Annotated in this window: 21 protein-coding genes; 3 read left to right on the plus strand and 18 right to left on the minus strand. The window is 72.2% G+C overall.

Annotated features, from left to right (window positions below; translation table 11 throughout):
• Positions 1-36: 36 nt before the first annotated feature.
• From ACZ37P_RS12520 to ACZ37P_RS12530, 3 genes are read right to left on the minus strand one after another with little or no spacing between them, the layout of a single operon-like run.
• Entirely contained in the window at positions 37-1,032 is a 996-nt protein-coding gene (locus ACZ37P_RS12520) for an SGNH/GDSL hydrolase family protein (protein WP_467346352.1), read from the minus strand.
• Positions 1,033-1,052: 20 nt separating this feature from the next.
• Positions 1,053-2,228 (minus strand): cation diffusion facilitator family transporter, encoded by a 1,176-nt coding sequence (locus tag ACZ37P_RS12525; protein WP_467346354.1) that lies wholly within the window; start codon positions 2,226-2,228, stop codon positions 1,053-1,055.
• Positions 2,225-4,099, minus strand: coding sequence for a transketolase (locus ACZ37P_RS12530; RefSeq protein ID WP_355339077.1), 1,875 nt, complete (start codon positions 4,097-4,099; stop codon positions 2,225-2,227). The genes ACZ37P_RS12525 and ACZ37P_RS12530 overlap by 4 nt, the downstream gene beginning before the upstream one ends.
• Positions 4,100-4,383: 284 nt before the next feature.
• On the opposite strand from ACZ37P_RS12530, the gene ACZ37P_RS12535 reads away from it, so the two are divergent.
• On the plus strand, positions 4,384-6,024 hold the full coding sequence (locus tag ACZ37P_RS12535) for a CocE/NonD family hydrolase (RefSeq protein WP_401719536.1): 1,641 nt from the start codon (positions 4,384-4,386) through the stop codon (positions 6,022-6,024).
• A gap of 22 nt (positions 6,025-6,046) precedes the next feature.
• Here ACZ37P_RS12535 and ACZ37P_RS12540 read toward each other — a convergent pair whose 3' ends face one another.
• From ACZ37P_RS12540 to ACZ37P_RS12610, 15 genes are all read right to left on the minus strand, one after another.
• Positions 6,047-6,889 carry an amino acid ABC transporter permease gene (locus ACZ37P_RS12540; protein WP_401311582.1) on the minus strand — a complete coding sequence of 281 codons (843 nt, stop codon included), beginning with the start codon at positions 6,887-6,889 and terminating at the stop codon, positions 6,047-6,049.
• Complete coding sequence (locus ACZ37P_RS12545; RefSeq protein ID WP_391049513.1) at positions 6,886-7,530, minus strand: amino acid ABC transporter permease; 645 nt, start codon at positions 7,528-7,530, stop codon at positions 6,886-6,888. Before ACZ37P_RS12545 ends, ACZ37P_RS12540 begins: the two co-directional genes overlap by 4 nt.
• Before the next feature lie 16 nt (positions 7,531-7,546).
• Complete coding sequence (locus ACZ37P_RS12550; RefSeq protein ID WP_467346359.1) at positions 7,547-8,485, minus strand: glutamate ABC transporter substrate-binding protein; 939 nt, start codon at positions 8,483-8,485, stop codon at positions 7,547-7,549.
• A gap of 17 nt (positions 8,486-8,502) precedes the next feature.
• Positions 8,503-9,246 carry an amino acid ABC transporter ATP-binding protein gene (locus ACZ37P_RS12555; protein WP_188285421.1) on the minus strand — a complete coding sequence of 248 codons (744 nt, stop codon included), beginning with the start codon at positions 9,244-9,246 and terminating at the stop codon, positions 8,503-8,505.
• An 8-nt stretch (positions 9,247-9,254) separates the two neighbouring features.
• Positions 9,255-9,506, minus strand: coding sequence for a TfoX/Sxy family DNA transformation protein (locus ACZ37P_RS12560; protein WP_188285422.1), 252 nt, complete (start codon positions 9,504-9,506; stop codon positions 9,255-9,257).
• Positions 9,507-9,681: 175 nt separating this feature from the next.
• Positions 9,682-10,122, minus strand: coding sequence for a DUF6278 family protein (locus ACZ37P_RS12565; protein ID WP_355339062.1), 441 nt, complete (start codon positions 10,120-10,122; stop codon positions 9,682-9,684).
• A gap of 95 nt (positions 10,123-10,217) precedes the next feature.
• Positions 10,218-10,997 carry an exodeoxyribonuclease III gene (locus ACZ37P_RS12570; RefSeq protein WP_355339059.1) on the minus strand — a complete coding sequence of 260 codons (780 nt, stop codon included), beginning with the start codon at positions 10,995-10,997 and terminating at the stop codon, positions 10,218-10,220.
• Positions 10,998-11,046: 49 nt separating this feature from the next.
• Complete coding sequence (locus tag ACZ37P_RS12575) at positions 11,047-11,679, minus strand: MBL fold metallo-hydrolase (protein ID WP_401311591.1); 633 nt, start codon at positions 11,677-11,679, stop codon at positions 11,047-11,049.
• 125 nt (positions 11,680-11,804) lie between these two features.
• Positions 11,805-13,076, minus strand: a complete 1,272-nt coding sequence (pcaDC, locus tag ACZ37P_RS12580) for a bifunctional 3-oxoadipate enol-lactonase/4-carboxymuconolactone decarboxylase PcaDC (protein ID WP_391049506.1) — start codon at positions 13,074-13,076, stop codon at positions 11,805-11,807.
• Positions 13,077-13,197: 121 nt separating this feature from the next.
• Positions 13,198-13,833, minus strand: coding sequence for a hypothetical protein (locus tag ACZ37P_RS12585; RefSeq protein WP_355339051.1), 636 nt, complete (start codon positions 13,831-13,833; stop codon positions 13,198-13,200).
• Entirely contained in the window at positions 13,830-14,969 is a 1,140-nt protein-coding gene (locus ACZ37P_RS12590) for an ROK family glucokinase (protein WP_355339048.1), read from the minus strand. The genes ACZ37P_RS12585 and ACZ37P_RS12590 overlap by 4 nt, the downstream gene beginning before the upstream one ends.
• The gene (locus tag ACZ37P_RS12595; protein WP_391163625.1) at positions 14,966-15,823 is read right to left on the minus strand and encodes an ATP-binding cassette domain-containing protein; all 858 of its coding nucleotides are present in this window, start codon (positions 15,821-15,823) and stop codon (positions 14,966-14,968) included. The genes ACZ37P_RS12590 and ACZ37P_RS12595 overlap by 4 nt, the downstream gene beginning before the upstream one ends.
• Positions 15,820-16,854, minus strand: coding sequence for an ABC transporter permease (locus tag ACZ37P_RS12600; protein ID WP_391163763.1), 1,035 nt, complete (start codon positions 16,852-16,854; stop codon positions 15,820-15,822). Before ACZ37P_RS12600 ends, ACZ37P_RS12595 begins: the two co-directional genes overlap by 4 nt.
• 41 nt (positions 16,855-16,895) lie before the next feature.
• Entirely contained in the window at positions 16,896-17,903 is a 1,008-nt protein-coding gene (locus ACZ37P_RS12605) for a sugar ABC transporter substrate-binding protein (RefSeq protein ID WP_401311800.1), read from the minus strand.
• 217 nt (positions 17,904-18,120) lie between these two features.
• On the minus strand, positions 18,121-18,954 hold the full coding sequence (locus tag ACZ37P_RS12610; protein ID WP_467346365.1) for a GntR family transcriptional regulator: 834 nt from the start codon (positions 18,952-18,954) through the stop codon (positions 18,121-18,123).
• A gap of 131 nt (positions 18,955-19,085) precedes the next feature.
• Here ACZ37P_RS12610 and ACZ37P_RS12615 point away from each other — a divergent pair, with 131 nt between their 5' ends.
• Together ACZ37P_RS12615 and ACZ37P_RS12620 are read left to right on the plus strand one after the other, a co-directional pair.
• On the plus strand, positions 19,086-20,126 hold the full coding sequence (locus ACZ37P_RS12615; protein ID WP_355339043.1) for a Gfo/Idh/MocA family protein: 1,041 nt from the start codon (positions 19,086-19,088) through the stop codon (positions 20,124-20,126).
• A 60-nt stretch (positions 20,127-20,186) separates the two neighbouring features.
• Positions 20,187-21,035 (plus strand): TIM barrel protein, encoded by an 849-nt coding sequence (locus ACZ37P_RS12620; RefSeq protein ID WP_467346367.1) that lies wholly within the window; start codon positions 20,187-20,189, stop codon positions 21,033-21,035.
• The last annotated feature ends 163 nt before the right edge of the window (positions 21,036-21,198 follow it).

Consider the following 21,198-nt stretch of genomic DNA (forward strand, 5'->3'; position numbering starts at 1 on the left):
CCCGGCGCGCCCGCGACTCAGGGGTACCCCTGAGCCTTACCGACCGTGACCGGCGCGGTGTCCCGTCCCGACCGTCCTCAGCACCGCCCGGGCCATCGACTGCTCGCCCTTGGCGTTCGGGTGCGCGGGCGCGGCGGGTGACGCCGGGGCCAGCGGCTCGATCCAGCGGTCGGCGGGCGCCTTGCACATGTCGTGCCCGACGGTCGGCTTGTACGTGTCGACGTAGCGCGCCCCGCCGAGCAGCGCCTCGACCCGCAGCATCGCGTTGAGCTTCTTCTCCACGTCCCTCAGGTACGGGAAGTCCCCGGCCGCGAAGGGCACGGACGGGAAGCAGCCCACGCCGTCGTCGGGCAGCAGGTCGGGGTAGCCGACCAGGACGACCTCCGCGTGCGGCGCCCTGCTGTGGACCGCGCGCAGCACCTGGGCGATCTTGGGGGCCGTCTTGAGGATGGTCACGGTGAGCTGGTCGACGCCCGTGGCCCGGTAGTGGTCCTTGCACGGGCTGCCCGTGACGTCGGTGACGCTCAGCCCCGCGCAGGTGGCGATGATCGGGCCGAAGCCGACGTCGTTGCCGCCGATCTGCACGGTGACCAGCGTCGTGTCCCGGTGGACGGCGTCGAGCTGCGGGCCGTTGGTGCCCTGCGGCTTCCACATCTCGGCGGTGGTGGCGCCGCCGCAACTCACGTCGGTGAACGACGCGAAGGCGTTCGCGTCGTTCACCAGCGACGGGTAATTGCGGTCGGAGCGCGCGCAGTTGGCGTCGACCTGGGTGGGGATGGCCGGGCCTGACGTGTACGAGTCCCCGAGCGCGACATAGTGGACGGCCGGTGCCGGGCGCCCGTGCGAGGGCGGGCGGCCTCCTGAGTGGGCCGCCGCGGGCGAGACGGTGGCGGCGGTGAGCGCGAGCGCCCCGCCGAGGGCCGCGGCCACGGTAACGGCGGTGCGCCTGCCGGACGTCCTGCCCCGTACGCTCCCGGTTTCGGTGTCCTTGTCGCCCGCGGTGCCGTTTCCGTTGCCCAGACCTGCGGCCATCGAGCCCTCCCCTGGTGTCGTCATTGACGATGCTCAGGCTCGGGTGTGCTCGCATCGCTGTCAATGGCCCGTCGCTCCCGCGTCGTTCGGGCTTCACGTTCCGTTCCGGCGTCGGTGATGTCGAGGAACACCCGGTCGGCGGTGGGCCACTTGGCGTGGATATCGCGCCGGATGCGCAGGCTGACCTCCTCGACCCGCTCGCTGTCCAGGCCGCCCACCAGGTCGATCCTGGCGGCCACCAGCGTGGAGTCCAGGCCGAGCCGCATGGTGAGCAGTTCCTCGACAGTGTCGATCTCCGTCTGCCCCAGGAGCAGTTCGCGGATGCCGTCGCGCAGTTCGGCGTCGACCGAGACGCCGATGAGCTGGTGGTGGGCGGTGCGGCCGAGGGTGAACGCGACGACCATCAGCAGGGCGCCGATCGCCATCGAGGCGATGGCCTCGCCCAGCGCGTTGCCGGTCGTCATGTGGATGACCATGCCGGCGGCGGCGAACAGCACACCGATCACGGCGGTGCTGTCCTCGGCGAGGACCGTCCGCAGCGCCGGGTCGTCGGCGCCCTCGTCGGACCGGCGCGCCTGGACCACCGCCTTGAGCAGCGAAGCGCCCTCGGCGAGCAGCGCGATCAGCAGGACGGCCAGACCCGCCACGTATCCGCTGCGGGACTCGTCCTCCGTGCCGCCGAGCGCGTGAATGCCCTGGTAGAAGGAGAAGCAGCCGCCGAGCACGAAGATGCCGACGGCGGCGAGCAGCGACCAGAAGTAGCGCTCCTTGCCGTAGCCGAAGGGGTGGTCGCTGTCGGGCGCGCGGCGGCTGCGGCGCAGCGACAGCAGCAGGAACACCTCGTTGAGGCTGTCCGCCACCGAGTGCGCGGCCTCCGAGAGCAGCGCGGGCGATCCGGAGAAGAGGCCCGCGGCGGTCTTCGCGGCGGCGATCACCAGGTTGGCGCCGAGCGCGACGAGCACCGCTCCCTTGGTGCCCTCGTCGCGCTCGCCGCCGGTGTCGTCCGCGCCGGGCTTCGGCGGTCCGGACGCCGCACGGCCGGTGTCCGTGTCACCGGCGTCCGTACCGCTCGCCTCCGTGCCGCCGGTCTCCGTGTCGCCGGTTTCCGTCTCGCCCGTTCCGGTGTGCCCGGAGGGTTCCGGGGCGTCGCCGGTCAGGTCCTGGTCGGTGCTGGTCAGGGTGTGCTCTCCACTCATTCGTGTGTGTGCCCGATCAGCGTCCGGGCCGCGGCGGCGATGGCGTCGGCGTCGATGCCCGCCGCGTGGAGCTGTTCCTCGGGGGTGGCGGAGCCGGGCATGGTGTGGACGGCCAGGCGGGTGAGCAGCGGCATCGGGTGACCGTTGCCGAAGGACTCCAGGACCGCGTCGGCCAGGCCGCCCTCGGGGTGGTGGTCCTCGACGGTGACGAAGCGGCCGGTGGCCCGCGCGGCGGCGCGCAGCGCCTGGGTGTCGACGGGCTTGACCGAGTAGAGGTCGAGCACGCGGGCGCGGATGCCGTCGGCGACGAGCCGGTCGGCGGCGGCCAGCGCCTGGTGCAGGGTGACGCCCGCGCCGATGAGGGTGACCTGGTCCTCGGGGTGCTCGCGCAGCAGCTTGCTGCCGCCGATCGGGAAGTCCTCCTCGGGCCCGTAGATCACCGGGGTGGCCCCGCGGGTGGCGCGCAGATAGCCGACGCCGGTGCGGTCGGCCAGCGCGGCGACGAGCTTGGCCGTCTGATTGGCGTCGCACGGATACAGCACGGTGCTGCCGTGCACCGCGCGCATCATCGCCAGGTCCTCCAGCGCCATCTGCGACGGGCCGTCCTCGCCGATCGCGACGCCCGCGTGCGTGCCGACGACGTTGAGGTCGGAGCGGCTGACCGCGGCCATCCGCAGGAAGTCGTGCGCACGGGTCAGGAACGCGGCGAAGGTGGCCGCGTACGGTGTCCAGCCGCGTACGCCGAAGCCGACCGCGGCGCCGATGAGCTGCTGCTCGGCGATGTAGCACTCCACGTACCGCTCGGGGTGCTCCTTGGAGAACAGCTCGGCCTTGGTGGAGTCGCCGACCTCGCCGTCCAGGACCACGACGTCCTCGCGCCGGGTGCCGAGCGCGGCCAGCGCCTCGCCGAAGGCGGTACGGGTGGCCACGTCCTCGCCGATCCGGTACTCCGGCAGCGCCGCGGACGGGTTCCCGCCGCGCTCGCGCCGCTCGGCGTCCGGCGGACGGCGTACGTGGACCCGCAGGTCGCGTACGCCGCCGAGCTCGCGGATCGCGGCCTCGGCGTCCGGCAGCGGCTTGCCGTGCATGCCCTCGCGGTCCTCGACGGCCGCGACGCCGCGGCCCTTGCGGGTCCTGGCGATGATCGCGGTGGGCGCGCCGCGGTTGGTGCGCGCGGTGGTCATCGCCTCGTCCACCGCGGCGATGTCGTGGCCGTCGATCTCGACGGTGTTCCAGCCGAAGGCGCGGATACGGCGGGTGTAGGCGCCCAGGTCCCAGCCGTGCCGGGTGGGGCCGCGCTGGCCGAGCCGGTTGACGTCGAGGATCGCGGTGAGATTGTCGAGCCCTTCCATGCCGGCGTGCTCGAACGCCTCCCACACCGAGCCCTCGGCCAGCTCGCTGTCCCCGCACAGCACCCAGGTGCGGTACGGCAGGTGCTCCAGGCGCTTGGCGGACATCGCGACGCCGACGCCGATCGGCAGCCCCTGGCCGAGCGATCCGGTGGCGACGTCGACCCAGGGCAGCCGGGGCGTGGGGTGGCCCTCCATGCGGCTGCCGAGCTTCCTGAAGGTCAGCAGTTCCTCGTCGGTGATCGCGCCCGCGGCCTTGTAGGCGGCGTAGAGCAGCGGTGAGGCGTGGCCCTTGGACAGGATCAGGTGGTCGTTGCCGGGGTGGTCGGGGCGGTCGAAGTCGTAGCGCAGATGGCGGGCGAAGAGGACGGCGGCCAGATCGGCCGCGGACATCGACGACGTGGGGTGGCCGGACCCGGCGGCGTCGGCGGCGCGTACCGCGTCCACCCGCAACTGCTGGGCGAGTTCGGTGAGCTCGGCCGTGTCGACCGGTTCGGTGTCGTGCGTGGTGACGTCGTTCATGGCGGCGTCTCTCCCTTCGTGGCGTGGTGGCCGCCTCGTGCCGCCACCCGCTCCCGTGCGTGCCGCTCTTCCTGCTTTCCCCCGCGTTCGGCCGCTGTCCCCCCGCGGTGCGGCTGCCCGGCCCGGGGCCGGACAAACGGGGCGGCGGCGCGGTCTGTCGCGCCCCTGGTGTCGCACCTTCCCCATCAATCGTTACCCGTGCGTAACATGCACGCGAGTTACCTTCGGTAAGCCCGCGTGGTTACTCTCCAGTCACTTCGCATCCGGCGTGTCAGGAGCAGTCCATGAGAGCAACCACAGCGGGTGTCGTCGGCGCGGCGCTGCTCGCCTCCACGGCCCTCGGCCTCGCCCCCGCCGCGACCGCGGCCCCCGCCCCCGTGCCGAAGGTGTCCGCCGCCGCGGCCCCGGCCGCCGCGTCGGCCCTGCGCTTCGTCGACATCCCCGGCTCCGGCGGCATCACCCTCAAGGCGAACGTCTACACCCCCGGCGGCTACGACGGCTCGCAGCGCTACCCCGTCGTCGTCCTGCCCAGCAGTTGGGCGATCAACGACCTGGAGTACCTCGCCCAGGAGAAACTGCTCGCCGACTCCGGCTATGTCGTGGTCAGTTACACCAGCCGCGGCTTCTGGCTCTCCGGCGGCGAGATCGAGACCGCGGGCCCGCCGGACGTCGCCGACGTCTCGAAGGTCATCGACTGGACCCTCGCCAACACCCCGGCGGACCCGGCGCGGATCGGCATGGCCGGTGTCTCGTACGGCGCCGGGATCGGGCTGCTGGGGGCGGCGCACGACCCGCGGATCAAGGCGGTGGCCGCGCTCAGCGGCTGGGCCGACCTCGTCGAGTCGATCTACCAGGGCCGCACCCCGCACCTCCAGGCGGCGGCCCTGCTCGGCGGCTCCGCGTATCTGACCGGCCGCCCCAGCGCCGAACTCCAGTCGATCCTCGCCAATTTCCTCAGCGCGAATCTGGCGTCGGAGGACACCATGATCGCCTGGGCGAAGCTCCGCTCCCCGCTGACCTACGTGGACCGGCTCAACGCCAACCACACCGCCGTCATGCTCGCCAACGCCTGGGGCGACAGCCTCTTCCCGCCCAACCAGTACGCGGACTTCTACGAGAGGCTGACCGGCCCCAAGCGGCTGGAGTTCCGGCCCGGCGACCACGCCACGGCGGAGGCGACCGGACTGCTCGGGCTGCCCAACGACACCTGGACCGACGCCCGCGCCTGGCTCGACCACTATCTGAAGGGCACCGACAACGGGATCGACCGCCAGCCGCCGGTCCAGCTCACCTCCCGCTCCACCGGGGCCTACGAGGGGTACGCCGACTGGTCCTCGGTGCCGTCGCGGACCGAGAAGCTGGCGCTGGGCGCCAAGGGCGCGCGCACCGGGGCGCTCGGCGGCGACGCGGGCACCGGCTGGCACACCACGATCGGCACCGGCGTGGACTCCGGCGCCGACGGCGGCGTCATCTTCCTGTCCAGCCTGCTCGACCAGTTCGCCAAGGCCCCGCCCACCGCGTCGATCCCGCTGCTGCCGCGCGCCTTCGCCGGGGTGTGGCAGTCGCAGCCGTACGCCACCGCCCAGCACGTGCGCGGCACGAGCGTGCTGCACACCACGCTCACCCCGTCCGCGGCCAACGGCACGGTGATCGCGTACCTCTACGACGTGGACGCGCTCGGCACCGGCAAGCTCGTCGCGCACGCGCCGTACACCTGGATCGGGAAGACGCCGGGGAAGGCGTTCGGCACCGACATCGCGCTCCAGGCGACGGCGTACGACGTACCGGCCGGGCACCGGCTCGCGCTGGTCGTCGACACCGTCGACCCGCTCTACATCGGGGAGAATCCGGCGTTCGCGACGGTGGGCTTCTCCTCCCCGGCCGGCGACCCCTCGACGCTGTCGGTCCCGTTCGACGACAGGTGAACCGCTGAGCGGGACGTCGGGCTCAGATCTCCGGCGGTGTGGCGACCGTGACCGGCACGTCCTTGACCTTGGGGCTGTGCCGTTCACGGCGCGCCAGCCAGTTGGCGAACCACGACAGCAGCATGCACATGCCGATGTAGATCGGCGCGATCACCATCACGACCGGGATGAAGGGCAGGTCGTAGTCGAGGTTGGTGGCGATCAGCTTGCCCGCGTACAGGAACTCCTCGTAGGTGATGAGGTAGCCGAGCGAGGTGTCCTTGAGGGCCACCACGAGCTGGCTGACGATCGCGGGCAGCATCGCGCGGGCCGCCTGCGGCACCAGCACCTGCGCCATCACCTGCGTCTTGCGCATCCCGAGCGCGAAGGCGGCCTCGCCCTGGCCGCGCGGCACGGAGTTGACACCGGCCCTGAACACCTCGGCGAGCACCGAGCCGTTGTACAGCGTCAGGCCGATGACCAGGGCCGTCATCGGCTCCAGCTTGAGGGCGATGAAGATGAAGAAGATCATCACCAGCAGCGGCATCGCGCGGAAGAACTCCACCACCAGCGTGCTGAACCAGCGCACCGGCCGGTGGTCCGAGAGCCGTCCGGCGGCGAAGACCGCGCCGAAGACCAGCGAGAGGACCGCCGCCCAGGCGAACGCCTTCAGCGTGTTGGCCAGGCCCTTGAGCAACAGCCGCTGGATGCCCGCGTAGGCGAAGGGCCGCCACTTCACGGCGGAGAACTGCCCGGTGTCCACCAGCTTGTAGACGACGAAGCCGACCAGCGCCGCGAGCACCGCCGTGGTGAGCCACGCGTACAGCCGGTGCCTGGCCAGCGCCTTGGGCCCCGGAATGTCGTACAGCGCGCTGCTTCCGCTCATCGCGCGACCCCCAGCTTCCGCTCCAGCACGGTGAAGACCGCGCTGATGGTCAACGTGACGATCAGATAGCCGACGGCGATCCAGACGAAGGTCCACACGATGCTGTAGCCCAGTTCGTTGAGCGGCTTGTACGTGCCGAGCAGTTCGGTGACCGAGAAGGACCCGGCGATGGCGGAGTTCTTGGCCAGAGCGATCAGCGTGGAGCCGATCGGCGAGATCACCGCGCGGGCGGCCTGCGGCAGCACCACCAGGCTCAGCGTCTGCGTGAAGGTCATGCCCAGGCTGCGGGCCGCCTCGCCCTGGCCGAGCGGCACGGTGTTGATCCCGGCCCTGACCGCCTCGCAGATGAACGCCGAGGTGTACGCGCCCAGCGCCAGGATCGCGAACACCCGGAAGGGCAGCACGAGTCCGAAGCGCGGCAGGCCGAGCAGCACCGCGAAGAACAGCAGCGTCAGCGGGGTGTTGCGCAGCACCGTCACCCAGGCGGTGCCGAACGCCCGGAGCGCTTTGACGGGCGACACCCGGAATCCGGCGACGATCACCCCGACGACCAGCGAGAGCGCCCCGGCGAGCAGGGTGAGCTGGACGGTGCCCCACAGGCCCTTGCCGAAGAGCGAGTAGTTGTCGGTCAGGACGTTCACGCGGTGTGTCTCCCCCTCAGTACCGGTCGACCGGCGGCGGTACGGGCGCCGGGACCCCGGACAGACCCAGCGTCGCCGCGTACGCCTTCTTCCAGTCGCCGTCGCGCTCGTGCGCCACGATCGCGTCGTCCAGCGCGCCCCGCAGCGCCGTGTCGCCCTTGGCCAGTCCGATGCCGTACGGCTCCTTCGAGAACGGCTTGCCGACCAGCTTCATCTCGTTCGGCGCCTTGGCCGCGTAGCCCAGCAGGATCGAGTCGTCGGTGGTGACCGCGTCGACCTGGTAGGTCAGCAGATTGTCCACGCACACCGAGTACGTGTCGTACGTGACCGGCGTGGCGTCGGGGTAGTCGCGCTCGATCCGCTGGATCGGGGTGGAACCGGCCGCCGAGCAGACCTTCTTGCCCTTCAGGTCCTGCGGCCCGTTGATGTCCTTCTCGTCCTTGCGCACCAGCAGGCCCTGCCCGGCCATGTAGTACGGGCCCGCGAAGCCGACCTGCTTCTTGCGCAGCGCGTTGATGGTGTACGTGCCGACGTAGTAGTCGATCTGGCCGTTGCTCAGGGCGGTCTCCCGGTTGGCGGAGGCGATCGGCTTGTACTGCACGCGGTCGGCCGCGAAACCGAGCGAGGCGGCCATCATCTTGGCGATCTCGATGTCGAAACCGGAGTACGTGCCGGTGGCCGGGTCGCGCTCGCCGAGATACGGCTGGTCGTCCTTGACGCCGACCACGAGCCTGCCGCGCCGGTGGGCGGCCGACCAGGTGGCGGAGGCGGGCAGCGAGAAGGCGCGGTTGACCCGGTAGGCGGGCAGGGCGTCGGCGCGGGGGCCCTTGGCGGGCGGGCTGCCCTGCTTGCCGCAGCCGGTCACAGCGGTCAGCGCGGCCAGCCCGGTCACCGCGGCCAGCGCCGCGAGACGGGCCACGGCCGCCGGGCGGGCGGGCCGGTGAGTGCGTCGCATGGCGGTCCAGGTGCTGATCAGTGGTGCAGGATCTTGGAGAGGAAGTCCTTGGCGCGCTCGCTGCGCGGCGCGGTGAAGAACTCCTCCGGCACCCGGTCCTCGACGATCCGGCCGTCCGCCATGAAGACCACCCGGTGCGCGGCGGACCGGGCGAAGCCCATCTCGTGGGTGACCACGACCATGGTCATGCCCTCCTCGGCGAGCTGCCGCATCACTTCCAGCACCTCGTTGATCATCTCGGGGTCGAGGGCCGAGGTGGGCTCGTCGAAGAGCATCGCCTTGGGGTTCATGGCCAGTGCGCGGGCGATGGCCACCCGCTGCTGCTGGCCGCCGGACATCTGCGCGGGGAACTTGTCCTCGTGCCCCACCAGGCCCACCCGGTCCAGCAGTTCGCGGGCCTGCCGCTCCGACTCGGCCTTGCCCCGACCGCGCACCTTGACCGGCGCGAGCATCACGTTCTGCAGGACGGTCTTGTGCGCGAAGAGGTTGAAGGACTGGAAGACCATGCCGACATCGGCGCGGAGCCGGGCCAGCTCGCGGCCCTCGGCGGGCAGCGGCACGCCGTCGATGGTGATCGTGCCCGACTCCACGGGTTCGAGGCGGTTGATGGCCCGGCACAGCGTGGACTTCCCGGAACCCGAGGGACCGATGATCACGACGACCTCGCCGCGGCCGATGGTCAGATCGATGTCCTTGAGCACGTGCAGCGGGCCGAAGTGCTTGTTGACTCCGCGCAGGACGATCAGGGGTTCCCGGGTCATCCGCGCGCTCAGCCCAGCACGCGATGGACGAGGGTGTCGCGTTCGGTCTGCGGGATCGCGGTCCAGCGCATGCCGCGCAGCGCGCCCTCCAGCGCGAGCAGCGTGTGCGTGCAGGCGTCTTCCGGCAGTTCGGGCCGGATCTTCTCGAAGGCGCGGCCGGAGCCCAGCCGTCGCAGTTCGCCCGCGTCGTCGACGCCCGCGCGGCGCAGGCGGTCGGCCAGGACCGACCCGATGTTCGGGAGCTGCTGAAGGGAGTCCACGTCGTGCCTCCGGTACCGAGCTGGTGGGGACTGGTGCGAAAAGGGGGACCTTCGGCGCCATCATGCACGTCCTCTAGTGCCCTGCGCGGCCATCGCGTGGTGACACGCCCTGGACCGCACCCCACTGTGTGGTGATGACCACTGGATCGGGTGACAGCCGCACCGCCGTACGGGCTCAGTCTTCCGACGACTCCGCGAGCACCTGGGACAGTTCGGGGCTGCCGCTCTCGGCCCAGGCGTGGCCGATCGCCACGGTGTCGATCTCGCGGCCGGACGCGAGCCGCACCACGGGCTGGCCGTTGGGCAGGATCTCCCACGCCGCGTCGGGGACCGTGAGCACCATGACGGTGCCGAGGTAGAGACCCGCGTCGTTGCCGAGGTCCGACAGCACCTCTTCGTCGTCCCGCCAGCTCGGCGCCAACTGGTCGAGGGCGGCGAGCGATTCGGGGGTGTCGTCCAGGTCCACCCCGTCGTCGGCGGCGCGGGCGCGCAGCAGTTCGCACTCGCCGAGCAGTTCCGCGACGCCGGTCGCGTCGGGGGCGCCGTCGGTGTACACGGCGAAACCGCGGGCGACGCCGTGTCTTCTGCGCCACTTGCCGATCAGGGGGATGTCCATGCGGTCAGCGTCGCACCTGCCGTGCCGCCGCGACCACAGGCGCGCGTGCCGGGACCGGCCGCCGGAGCGCCCCCGCGCGCCGCGGCGGCCCCCGGTCAGACCTCCAGGTCCACCACGACCGGCGCGTGGTCGGAGGCGCCCTTGCCCTTGCGCTCCTCGCGGTCCACGTACGCGTCGCCGACGGCCTTGGCGAACGGCTCGTTCCCGTACACCAGGTCGATCCGCATCCCGCGGTTCTTGGGGAAGGCGAGCTGCCGGTAGTCCCAGTACGTGTACGGGCGGTCGTACTTCAGCGGGCGCGGCATCACATCGGTGAGGCCGGTCTCGCGCAGGGCGGCCAGCGCGGCGCGCTCGGGGGCGGTGACATGCGTCTGGCCCTCGAAGACCGACAGGTCCCACACGTCCTCGTCCACCGGCGCGACATTGAAGTCGCCGAGCACCGCGAAGGGCCGCGGACCAGCCGCGTCCTGCGCGACGGCGGCGCGCAGCGCCTCGAACCACTGGAGCTTGTACGCGTAGTGCGGGTGGTCGACCTCACGGCCGTTGGGCACGTAGACCGACCAGAGACGGACCGCGCCGCAGGTCGCGGAGACCGAACGCGGCTCGTGCACGCCCTCCCAGTCGGGTCCGCCGGGCAGGCCCTCGACCACGTCCTCCAGGCCCACGCGGGAGACCAGCGCCACCCCGTTCCACCTGCCGGTGGCGTGCACCGCCGACTCGTACCCCAGCTCGCGCAGCTCGTCGCGCGGGAACTGCTCGGCGGTGCACTTGGTCTCCTGGAGGCACAGGACGTCGGTGCCGCTGCTCTCCAGCCAGGCGAGCAGCCGCGGAAGGCGGGCGGTGATCGAGTTGATGTTCCAGGTCGCGATGCGCATGCTCCCCAACCTAACCGGTGGGTCCGACAGTGACCCGGTGGCGGCGCTGCTACGCCTGCGTGCTGTCGCCGGGCGCCAGCCGTACGTGGTCGGCGCCGCCGAGGCCGCCGATCTGCGTGTCGTAGATCGGCCGGGCCAGGTCGGTCAGCAGCGCGTCGTGCACGTCGATGGCGCGGCGCGGCTTGACCTCGCGGACGTAGTCGATGACCTCGGAGATCTTGCTCCAGGGGGCCTGCACGGGCAGCAGCAGGGTGTCCACGGCGGCGCCCGGCAGGGTCAGCGCGTCACCGGGGTGGAAGAGCGAACCGTCGATCAGGTAGCCGACGTTGGTGATCCGCGGGATGTCCGGGTGGATCACGGCGTGCAGCTCGCCGTGCACCTGGACGTCGAAGCCCGCGGCGGTGAAGGTGTCGCCGTCGCCGACGGTGTGCACGCGGCCGGGGAAGGCCGCGGAGACCTCGTCGGCCACCGCGCGCAGGGTCCACAGCTCCGCGCCCGGATTGGCTTCGAGCCCGGCGCGCAGCCGGTCGGCGTTGAAGTGGTCCAGGTGCTCGTGCGTGACCAGGATGACGTCGGCGCCGACCGCCGCGTCCTCCTCGCTGAAGGTGCCCGGATCGATGACGAGCGTGCGCCCGTCCTTCTCCAGCCGGATGCAGGCGTGGCGCTTCTTCGTGAGCTTCACAGGGTCCGTCCTCGGCAGCGCGTTCTGGCTTCTCTGGTACTCGGGTGCTGGGGTGCTGGGGTGCTGGGGTTCTCGGATGCTGGGCGTTTCGGATGCTGGGCGTTTTCCGGTACGCCTCCATCTTGCTACGGGTGCGCCCCGGTCTCCTGCCGGATCACCGTACGCGCGGTGTCCACCGCGGCCCTGGCGGCGGGCAGGCCGCAGTAGAGCGCGGTGTGCAGCAGGACCTCCTCGATCTCCGCCGGGGTCAGGCCGTTGCGCAGCGCCGCCCTGGTGTGGTCGGCCAGCTCCTCCAGCCTGCCGGTGGCGGTCAGCGCGGTCAGCGTCACGCAGCTCCTGGTGCGCCGGTCGAGGCCGGGCCGCGACCAGACCTCGCCCCAGGCGTAGCGGGTCAGGAAGCTGTCGAAGTCGGCGCCGAAGTCCTCGGCGCGGGCCAGCGCCTGGTCGACCTCCGCGTCACCGATCACCTCGCGCCGTATCCGCAGCCCTTCCTCGTACGTGTCGGGCGCCACCGCGGCGGGCGGCGCGGCGACGGCCTGCGGCGGTACGACGGGGGCCGGGGGTACGGCGACGGAGCCGGTCGACACGGACACCGGCTCGGTCCACACGCTGCCGAAGTGCGTCGCCAGCAGGTCGCCGACGGCCACGGGCTCCTCGACGGGCGCCAGGTGGCCGGTGGCCGGGACGACCGCGAGCCGGGCGTCCGGTATTCCGGCGACCAGCAGCCGGGCGTCGGCGGGCGGGGTCTCGGTGTCGTCGGCGCCCGCCACCACCAGCGTCGGCACCTTGATGCTGCCGAGCGCGTCCCGGATGTCGAAGGCGGCCAGCGCCTCGCACCCGGCGATGTAGCAGTCCGCGTCGGTGGTCCTGACCATCTGCACGGCCCAGTCGGTGATCGCGGGCTGGGTGGCGAGGAAGGGGCCGGTGAACCAGCGCTCGGGGCTGGCCAGCGCCGTGCGGTCCAGGCCGTTGGCGCGGACCACGACGCCGCGCTGCCGCCACACGTCGGCGGTGGCGTACCGCGCGGCGGCCGAGACCAGGGCGAGGGCGGCGACCCGGTCGGGGCGCAGCAGCGCGAGCCGGGCGCCGATGGCGGCGCCGAGCGAGCAGCCCGCGTAGCCGAAGGTGTCGACGCCCTCGTCGTCCAGGACGGCGAGCAGCCGGGCGGCCAGGTCGTCGACCGAGGCCGCGGGGTGCGCGGGCGCGCCGCCGTGGCCCGGCAGCTCGTAGCGCAGCACCCGCCACTGCTCGGTGAGCGCCGGGAGCTGCCGGTCCCACATGTGCCAGGTGGCGCCGAGGGCCGGGCCCAGGATCAGGACGGGGGCGTCGGCCGGGCCGTCGAAGCGGTGCTGAAGGGGGGGCCGCGGGTCCAGATCGCCGTCGGTCGAGTCGCTCATCGCCTCACGCTACCGAGTGGAGTGTGTGCTTCCGAAATCCGAGTGGCCCGCTTCCGCGGGCCCGCGAGGACTGTCATGGGCCATCGTTGTCATCGCCCCTGACATCGGCGCCCCGCCGCCGTCATCCCTTGAAGCCGTGCCGGAAGTTGACGGTGGAGACCGCGTACACCGTGGGGACGTCCGGGTCGGTGAGGTCCACCACGATGTTGCGGTCCGGTTTGTCGCCGGCCTGGTGCATGCTGATGCCCACATACGTGCGGCCGGTGAGGAAGTCCCAGCCCGCCGTCCTGGCCTGCGCGGCGGTGATCGCGTCCTTGCCCCCGCGCAGCACGTTCCGGGCGCTGCCGACCTGCGCGAGGAAGGTGTCCAGGCCGCCGGAGGTGGTGGTGAACTGGACGTACAGCGCGCTGGTGTCCCAGGAGTTGGTCTCCAGGTAGCCGGGGCCCGTGGTGCCGTCGGGGAAGGGCAGTTGGTATATCTGCCGCTGGAGGATGGTCGGAACGGCCAGCTCCAGATGGCTGAGGGCCGCCTCCTTCTGCTTGGTGACCCCGCTGTCCCGGCTCTGCTCGGCGGAGATCAGCACGTACCCGATCGGTACGAGGACGAGCAGCGGGACGACGGTCCAGCGGACCCAGCGCGGCGGGTTCCGCGGCGGCGGTGCGAGCCGCGCCCGGCCCGCGTCGCCGTCCGCGGGCGGTCCCCCGTCGGACTCGGGGCCCGGCTCCAGGGTGTCCTGGTCGAAGGGTGTGGTGGTCACGACTGGGCTCCCTGCCGTCCGTAGACGCGGCCGTAGCGTTCGTACCGCTCGACGCGGCGGCGGGTGGCGCGGCGGAAGCGGCGGGCGACCAGCCGGGCCAGGTCGGCGGCGCCGACCATACCGGCCTCGGGGCCCAGTTCGGCCTTGGCGATCCGCGCCTCCGGCCGGTAGCCGCGGCCGGTGAGATTGCGCCGGAAGGCGTCCCTGGCCGGGTTGATCAGCAGGTCGTCGGCGGCGCTGACGCCGCCGCCGATGACGAAGCAGGACGGGTCGAGGGCGGCGGCGAGGTTGGCGATGCCGATGCCCAGCCACTGGCCGATGTCCTGGAACAGCTCGACGCACATCGCGTCGCCCTCGCGGGCCAGCTCGGTGATCAGCGGTCCGGTGATCTCGCTGATGCTGCCGCCGACCCGGTCGATGATCCCGTAGGCGACCGGGGAATCCGCGGCGGCCATCTCGCGGGCCTCCCTGACCAGCGCGTTCCCCGAGCTGTACTGCTCCCAGCAGCCGCGGTTGCCGCAGGCGCAGCGGTGGCCGCCCTGCACCACCTGCATATGGCCGAACTCGCCAGCGACGCCGTAGCGGCCCCTCTTGACCTGGCCGTCCTCCAGGATCGCGCCGCCGATGCCGGTGCCGAGGGTGATCATCACCAGGTCGGCCTCGCCGCGCCCGGCGCCGAAGCGCCACTCGGCCCAGGCCGCGGTGTTCGCGTCGTTGTCGACCATGACGGGGACCAGCAGGCGCTCGGCGAGCCGGTCGCGCAGCGGCTCGTCGCGCCAGGACAGGTGCGGGGCGAAGAGCACCCGCGAGCGGTCGGCGTCGACCCAGCCCGCCGCCCCGATGCCGACCGCGTGCACGTCGTGCCGCTCCGACAGGTCCAGGACCAGCTCGACGATGGTGTCCTCGACGACCTTGGGGCTCTTGGACTTGTCGGGCGTCTCGGTGCGGATCTTCTCCAGGATCACCCCGTCCGCGTCGACCACCCCGGCCATCACCTTGGTGCCGCCGATGTCGATACCGACGGTGGGGACGCGGGGCGCGGTCAGATGCGAGCGCCTCTCGCGGCGGCCGACGGTCTGGAGCACCGTCGCCCTGGCGGCGCCGCCGCGGTACACACGTTCACGATTGGCACTCAAGCGGAGGTCTCCGGGTCGGTCGCCGGTGGTGTGGTGGTCGTCCGGCGCATCAGTTCGTGGGTCAGCTCGTCCAGCTCGCTGCCCCCGGCCATCTCTCGGGTCAGCTCGTCCAGCGTAATGTCCTTCTTCAGGTGGCTGCCCGACATCGCGCCTCGCTTGAGCAGAATGAACCGGTCACCGACCAGATACGCGTGGTGCGGATTGTGCGTGATGAGTACCACACCGAGCCCCGCGTCGCGCGCGGCGGCCACGTATTTCAGCACCACACCCGACTGCTTGACGCCGAGGGCGGCCGTCGGCTCGTCCAGGACCAGCACCTTCGCGCCGAAGTGCACGGCGCGGGCGATGGCCACGCACTGGCGCTCGCCGCCGGACAGGGTGCCGATCGGCTGGTCGACGTCGCGCAGGTCGATGCCCATCCGCAGCAGCGCCTGGTGGGTGGTGGCGCGCATGGCGGCCACGTCGAGCCTGCGCAGCGGGCCGCGGCCGAGGGTGGGCTCGGAGCCGAGGAAGAAATTCCGCCAGACCGGCATCAGGGGGACCACCGCCAGGTCCTGGTAGACGGTGGCGATGCCGCGGTCGAGCGCCTCGCGCGGCGAGCTGTGCCGTACGTCCTCGCCCTCGATGGCGTAGCGGCCCGTGTCGTGCTGGTGCAGCCCGGCGATGATCTTGATGAGGGTGGACTTGCCCGCGCCGTTGTCGCCGAGGACGCAGGTGATCTCGCCCGCGCGCACTTCGAGGGAGACGTCCCGCAGCGCGCGGACGTTCCCGTACGACTTGGAGACGTCGGTCAGCTCGACCAGCGGGGCGCCGGCGGGCGCGGGGACCTTGTCGAGGACGGGTTCTGCGCTCATGCCGCGGCCTCCGCCCGCTTGCGGACCCAGGCGTTCAGCAGCGTCGCGAGCAGCAGCATCGCGCCGAGGAAGAACTTGAACCAGTCCGGATTCCACTGGGCGTACACGATGCCCTTGTTGGTCATGCCGAAGATGAACGCGCCGACCGCCGAGCCGATGGCGCTGCCGTATCCGCCGGTCATCAGGCAGCCGCCGATGACGGCCGCGATGATGTACAGGAATTCGTTGCCGACGCCCTCGCCCGACTGCACCACGTCGAACGAGAACAGCAGGTGCTGTCCCGAGATCCAGGCGCAGAAGGCGACCGCCATGTACAGGCCGATCTTGGTACGGGCGACGGGGACGCCGACCGCGCGGGCCGCGTCCGCGTTGCCGCCCGCGGCGAAGATCCAGTTCCCCGCGCGGGTGCGCAGCAGCACCCAGGTGGCCACGGCGACCAGGCCGAGCCACCACAAGATGGTGACCTGGAGGTCGACGGAGCCGATCGTCCAGTGCGAGGCGAACAGGTCGCGGGCGGTCGGGAAGCCCTCCATGTCGGCGATCGTCTTGGTGGAGACAGTGCCGCTGATGAGCTTGGTGAAGCCCAGATTGAGGCCGGTGAGCATCAGGAAGGTGCCCAGCGTGATGATGAAGCTGGGCAGTTTGGTGCGCACGAGCAGGATGCCGTTGAAGAAGCCGATGGCGAGGGTGACCAGCAGCGACACCCCGACGCCGACCCAGACGTTCGCGGTCATCTGGTAGCTGAACATCGAGGAGACCAGCGCGGAGCTGGTCACCAGGACACCGGCCGACAGGTCGAACTCGCCGCCGATCATCAGCAGCGCCACAGGGACGGCCATGATGCCGATCGTGGAGGACGCGTACAGCACCGTGCCGAGGCTGGACGCCCGCAGGAAGGCGTCGGCGACGACGGAGAAGAAGACGAAGACGGCGACCGCGCCGACGACGGAGCCCAGCTCGGGCCTGGCCAGCAGGGCGCGCACGACGGATCTCGGCGCCAGCCGCTCGTCGTCCACCGGGCTCACCAGCAGGTCGGGGGCGCCGCCGTCCGGGGTGCGCGTGCTCTGCCCGCTCAACGGGTGCCCCGCTTGGTGTACGACAGCAGGGCTTCCGCGTCGTCCTTGGTGACGATCTGCGGCCCGGTCAGGACGGGCTGGCCGCCGCCGAGGGTGTCGCCGTTGTAGCGGTACAGCCACAGCAGGTCGATCGCCTCGTAGCCCTGGAGGTACGGCTGCTGGTCGACCGCGAAGCCGATGGTGCCCGCCTTGAGGGAGGCGGCGACCTGCGCGTTCAGGTCGAAGGTGTCGACCTCGGCGGAGGAGCCCGCCTGGTCCTTGGCCTTGACCGCGGTGGCCGCGAAGGGCGCGCCGAGGGTGACGACGGAGTCGATGCTCTTGTCGGCCTGGAGCTTGGCCTGGACGGCGGACTGCACGTCGGGCATGTTCGTGCCGTCGACGTAGAGGTTGTCCATCGTCCCGGAGAAGGTGGCCTTGGCGCCCGCGCAGCGCTGCTCGTGGCCGACGTTGCCCTGCTCGTGGAGCACGCACAGGGCGTGCTTCCTGCCGCGCTTGTTCAGCTCGTCGCCGACCGCGCGGCCCGCGATGGTCTCGTCCTGGCCGATGTGGCCGAGCGTGCCGAATTCCTTGGACTCCTGCGAGCCGGAGTTGATCGTGATGACCGGGATACCGGCCTTCTCCGCCTTGAGCACGACGGCCTTCATCGCGTCGGGCTTGGCGAGCGTGACGATCAGCCCGTCCACGTGCTGGTCGATGGCGGCCTGGACGAGCTGCGACTGCTCGTTGGCCTGGTCGCTGTTGGAGTAGAGGAACTTGATGTTGTCCTTGTCGGCGGCCTGCTTGGCGCCGCTCTGGACGATGTCCCAGAAGGTGTCGCCCGCGCCGGAGTGGGTGACCATCGCGAAGGTCCAGTGCGGGGTGTTGACGGCGGAGCCGTTGGCCGCGGCCTGCTTGGCCCGGTCCTCCGCGCGCTTGCCGCCGGTGCTGCTGCACCCGGCCAGGCAGACCGCGCCGAGCACCGCCGCCGTCAGCGCGCCCACCACCCGTGTTCCCGCCCTTGCCATCGCCACGAGGCCCTGCCTTTCCCTGCGGTTCCTGTTACTGCCGGGATGAGAGTGTTGCGAGCGACCATCCCGGCGGCCCAAGTATCCGTCAAGGGGTACGGCGCGATGCCCGGCGGGCCGGTGCGGCGGGTTGGCGGGGGTGCGGTAGAGGGCGCCTTCCCGGGGTCGGCGAGGGGGTCCGTACGCGGTCGGCGGGCGTCTTCGCACCGGTCCTGCCTCAGGCTCTGACCAGCAGCCGGAACTCGAAGGTGTAGCGCGAGGCCCGGTACAGATGGGAGCCGAACTCGATCGCGCGGCCCCGGTCGTCGTACGTGGTGCGCTGCATCGTCAGCAGCGCCGCGCCCGGCGGCTCGGCCAGCAGCCGGCTCTCCTCGGCCGTGGCCGCGCGGGCCCCCACGGTCTGCTCCGCGCTGTGCAGGGTGATGCCGTGGTGCCGCATCAGCGCGTACAGACCGTTGGCCTCAAGCTCGCCGGTGGCCGGTTCCAGCAGGTCGCAGGGGAGGTAGTTGCACAGGTACGCCATCGGCTCGCCGTGGGTGAGGCGCAGCCGGTGCACGACGGCGACCTGGCAGGACTCCGGCAGGCCCAGGGCGGCGGCGACCGCGGCGGGCGCGGGCCCGCGGGCGTTCGCGAGCACCCGGGTGCTGGGGTGCCGGCCCGCGGCGAGCAGGTCGTCGTACAGGCTGCTCAGTTCCAGCGGGCGGGCGACATGGCTGTGCACCACCTGGGTGCCGACGCCCCGGCGGCGCACCAACAGGCCCTTGTCGACCAGCGACTGGATGGCCTGCCGGACGGTCGGCCGGGACAGGCCGAGCCGCGCGGCCAGCTCTATCTCGTTGCCGAGCAGGCTGCCGGGGGCGAGCGCGCCCTCTTCTATGGCGGCTTCGAGCTGCCGGGCGAGCTGGAAGTAGAGCGGTACGGGGCTGGCGCGGTCGACGGCCAGCCGCAGATCGCGGTGGACGGGCCGGGCCTGCGGGCGCCCACGGCCGGGCGGCACGGCTTCGCGGCCTGGTTCGTGCGGGGGTGCGTGCGTGGGCTCCTGCTTGGGCACGGAGGGAGCGTATCGGCCACCCATGATCACCGGAAGTCCTTATGTCCGGACAAAGCGTTGACAGGGGGCGGGCGGCGCGGGAGGTTGGGACAGCGCGCACGTCTCCCGCGGTGAAGGGGCAAGTAGCAGCTATGCGGATCGGACTCATCGGCGCCGGGCGGATCGGCTCCTTCCACGCCGCCACGCTGGCCGCCCACGAGGACGTCGACGAGGTGACGGTCGCCGACACCGAGGCGGTACGCGCCCGGCAGGTCGCCGCGTCGGTCGGCGGGCGCGCGGCCCTTTCGGTGGACGCGCTCTTCGACAGCGCGCCGGACGCCGTCGTCATCGCCTCCGCCACCGCGTCGCACGCCGCGCTGATCACCCGCGCCGCCCGCGCCGGTGTCCCCGCCTTCTGCGAGAAGCCGGTGGCGCTCGACCTCGCCGGTACGGTGGCGGCGCTCGACGCCGTCGAGGCCGCGGGCGCCGTGCTCCAGATCGGCTTCCAGCGGCGCTTCGACGCCGGGTACCGCGCGGCGCGCGAGGCCGTACGGGCGGGCAGGGTGGGCCGGCTGCACACCGTGCGCACCGTCACCTCTGACCCGGCGCCGCCGCCGGCCGCGTACGTCCCGCTCTCCGGCGGCCTCTACCGCGACTGCCTCATCCACGACTTCGACGTGCTGCGCTGGGTCACCGGCCGGGAGATCACCGAGGTGTACGCGGCGGGCGCCAACGGCGGCGACGACTTCTTCCGCGCGGCGGGCGACGCCGACACCGCGGCAGCGCTGCTCACCCTGGAGGGCGGTGTCCTCGCGACGGCGACGGCGACCCGCTACCACGGCGCGGGGTACGACGTCCGGATGGAACTGGCCGGGACCGACGACCAGATCGCGGTGGGCGTCGGCCCGCGGACGCCCTTGCGCTCGATGGAGCCGGTCGCGGTCGCGGCCCTGCCCACGGCGCCCTGGCCCGGCTTCCTCGACCGTTTCGCCGCCGCCTACCGGGCCGAACTGGCCGCCTTCCTGCGCGTCGTACGCGGCCTGGAGCCGAATCCCTGCGAGGGTCGGGAGGCGTTGCGCGCGCTGCTCGTCGCCGAGGCGTGCGAGGTCTCGCGCCGCGAGAGACGTCCGGTGACGGTCGCCGACGTGGGCATGCGCGTACGTGAGGGCGACGTGAGCGGAGTGGTGGCGTGAGCCGGGCAGGACGGCGGCGCCCGCGGGGCGGGTCGACGGGACACCGGAGGTGGTGACGGCATGAAGCGGGAGCGGATCGCGGGGGCGCCGATTTCCTGGGGTGTGTGCGAAGTGCCCGGCTGGGGGCACCAGTTGACGCCCGAGCGGGTGCTGGCGGAGATGACGGAGCTGGGCATCACCGCCAGTGAGTTCGGGCCCGACGGCTTTCTGCCGGGGCCGCTGCTGGCCGCCCGCGGCGTCACCGCGGTCGGCGGCTTCGTGCCCGCCGTGCTGCACGATCCCGGCCACGATCCGCTGCCGGACATCCGGGCCGACCTCGACCGTTTCACCGCCGCGGGCGCGCGCACGCTCGTCCTGGCCGCGGCCACCGGGCTCGACGGCTACGACGAACGTCCCGCCGTGTCGGCCGACGGCTGGCGCACCCTGCTGGACCGGCTCGACGCCGTCACCGACCTCGCCGCCTCGCTCGGCGTCACCGCCGCCCTCCACCCCCATGTCGGCACCGTCGTCGAAGGGCCCGCCGAGGTCGACCGCGTCCTCGACGGCAGCCGGATCGGGCTCTGCCTCGACACCGGGCACCTCCTCATCGGCGGCACCGACCCGGTGGCCCTGGCGCGCCGGGCCGCCTCCCGCGTCACGCACGTCCACCTCAAGGACGTCGACCCCGCCGCCGCCGACGCCGTCCGGGACGGCCGCACCACCTACACCTCCGCCGTCCAGCGGGGCCTCTACCGCCCCCTCGGCCAGGGCGGCCTCGACCTCAGCGCCCTCATCACCCACCTCGAATCCGCCGGCTACCCCGGCTGGTACGTCATGGAGCAGGACAGCGTCCTGACCGCCCCCCCACCCCCCGGCCAAGGCCCCCTCCCCGCCATCCGCGCCTCCCTCCACTGGCTCACCCACCAATGACACCCCCCACCGACAAGAGCCAGCCCCTTGCGAACAACGCGCGCGCAAGCGGGCGCGCGACCCAGGCCGACGTGACCCGCCCCCACCGGCCGCCCGCCGCCGGCAACGCCCCACCCCACCCCGCTCAGTCGCGCCCCGCCGCATCCCGATCCCAGCCCCCGCA

The sequence above is a fragment of the Streptomyces sp. NPDC024632 genome, assembly GCF_055559175.1.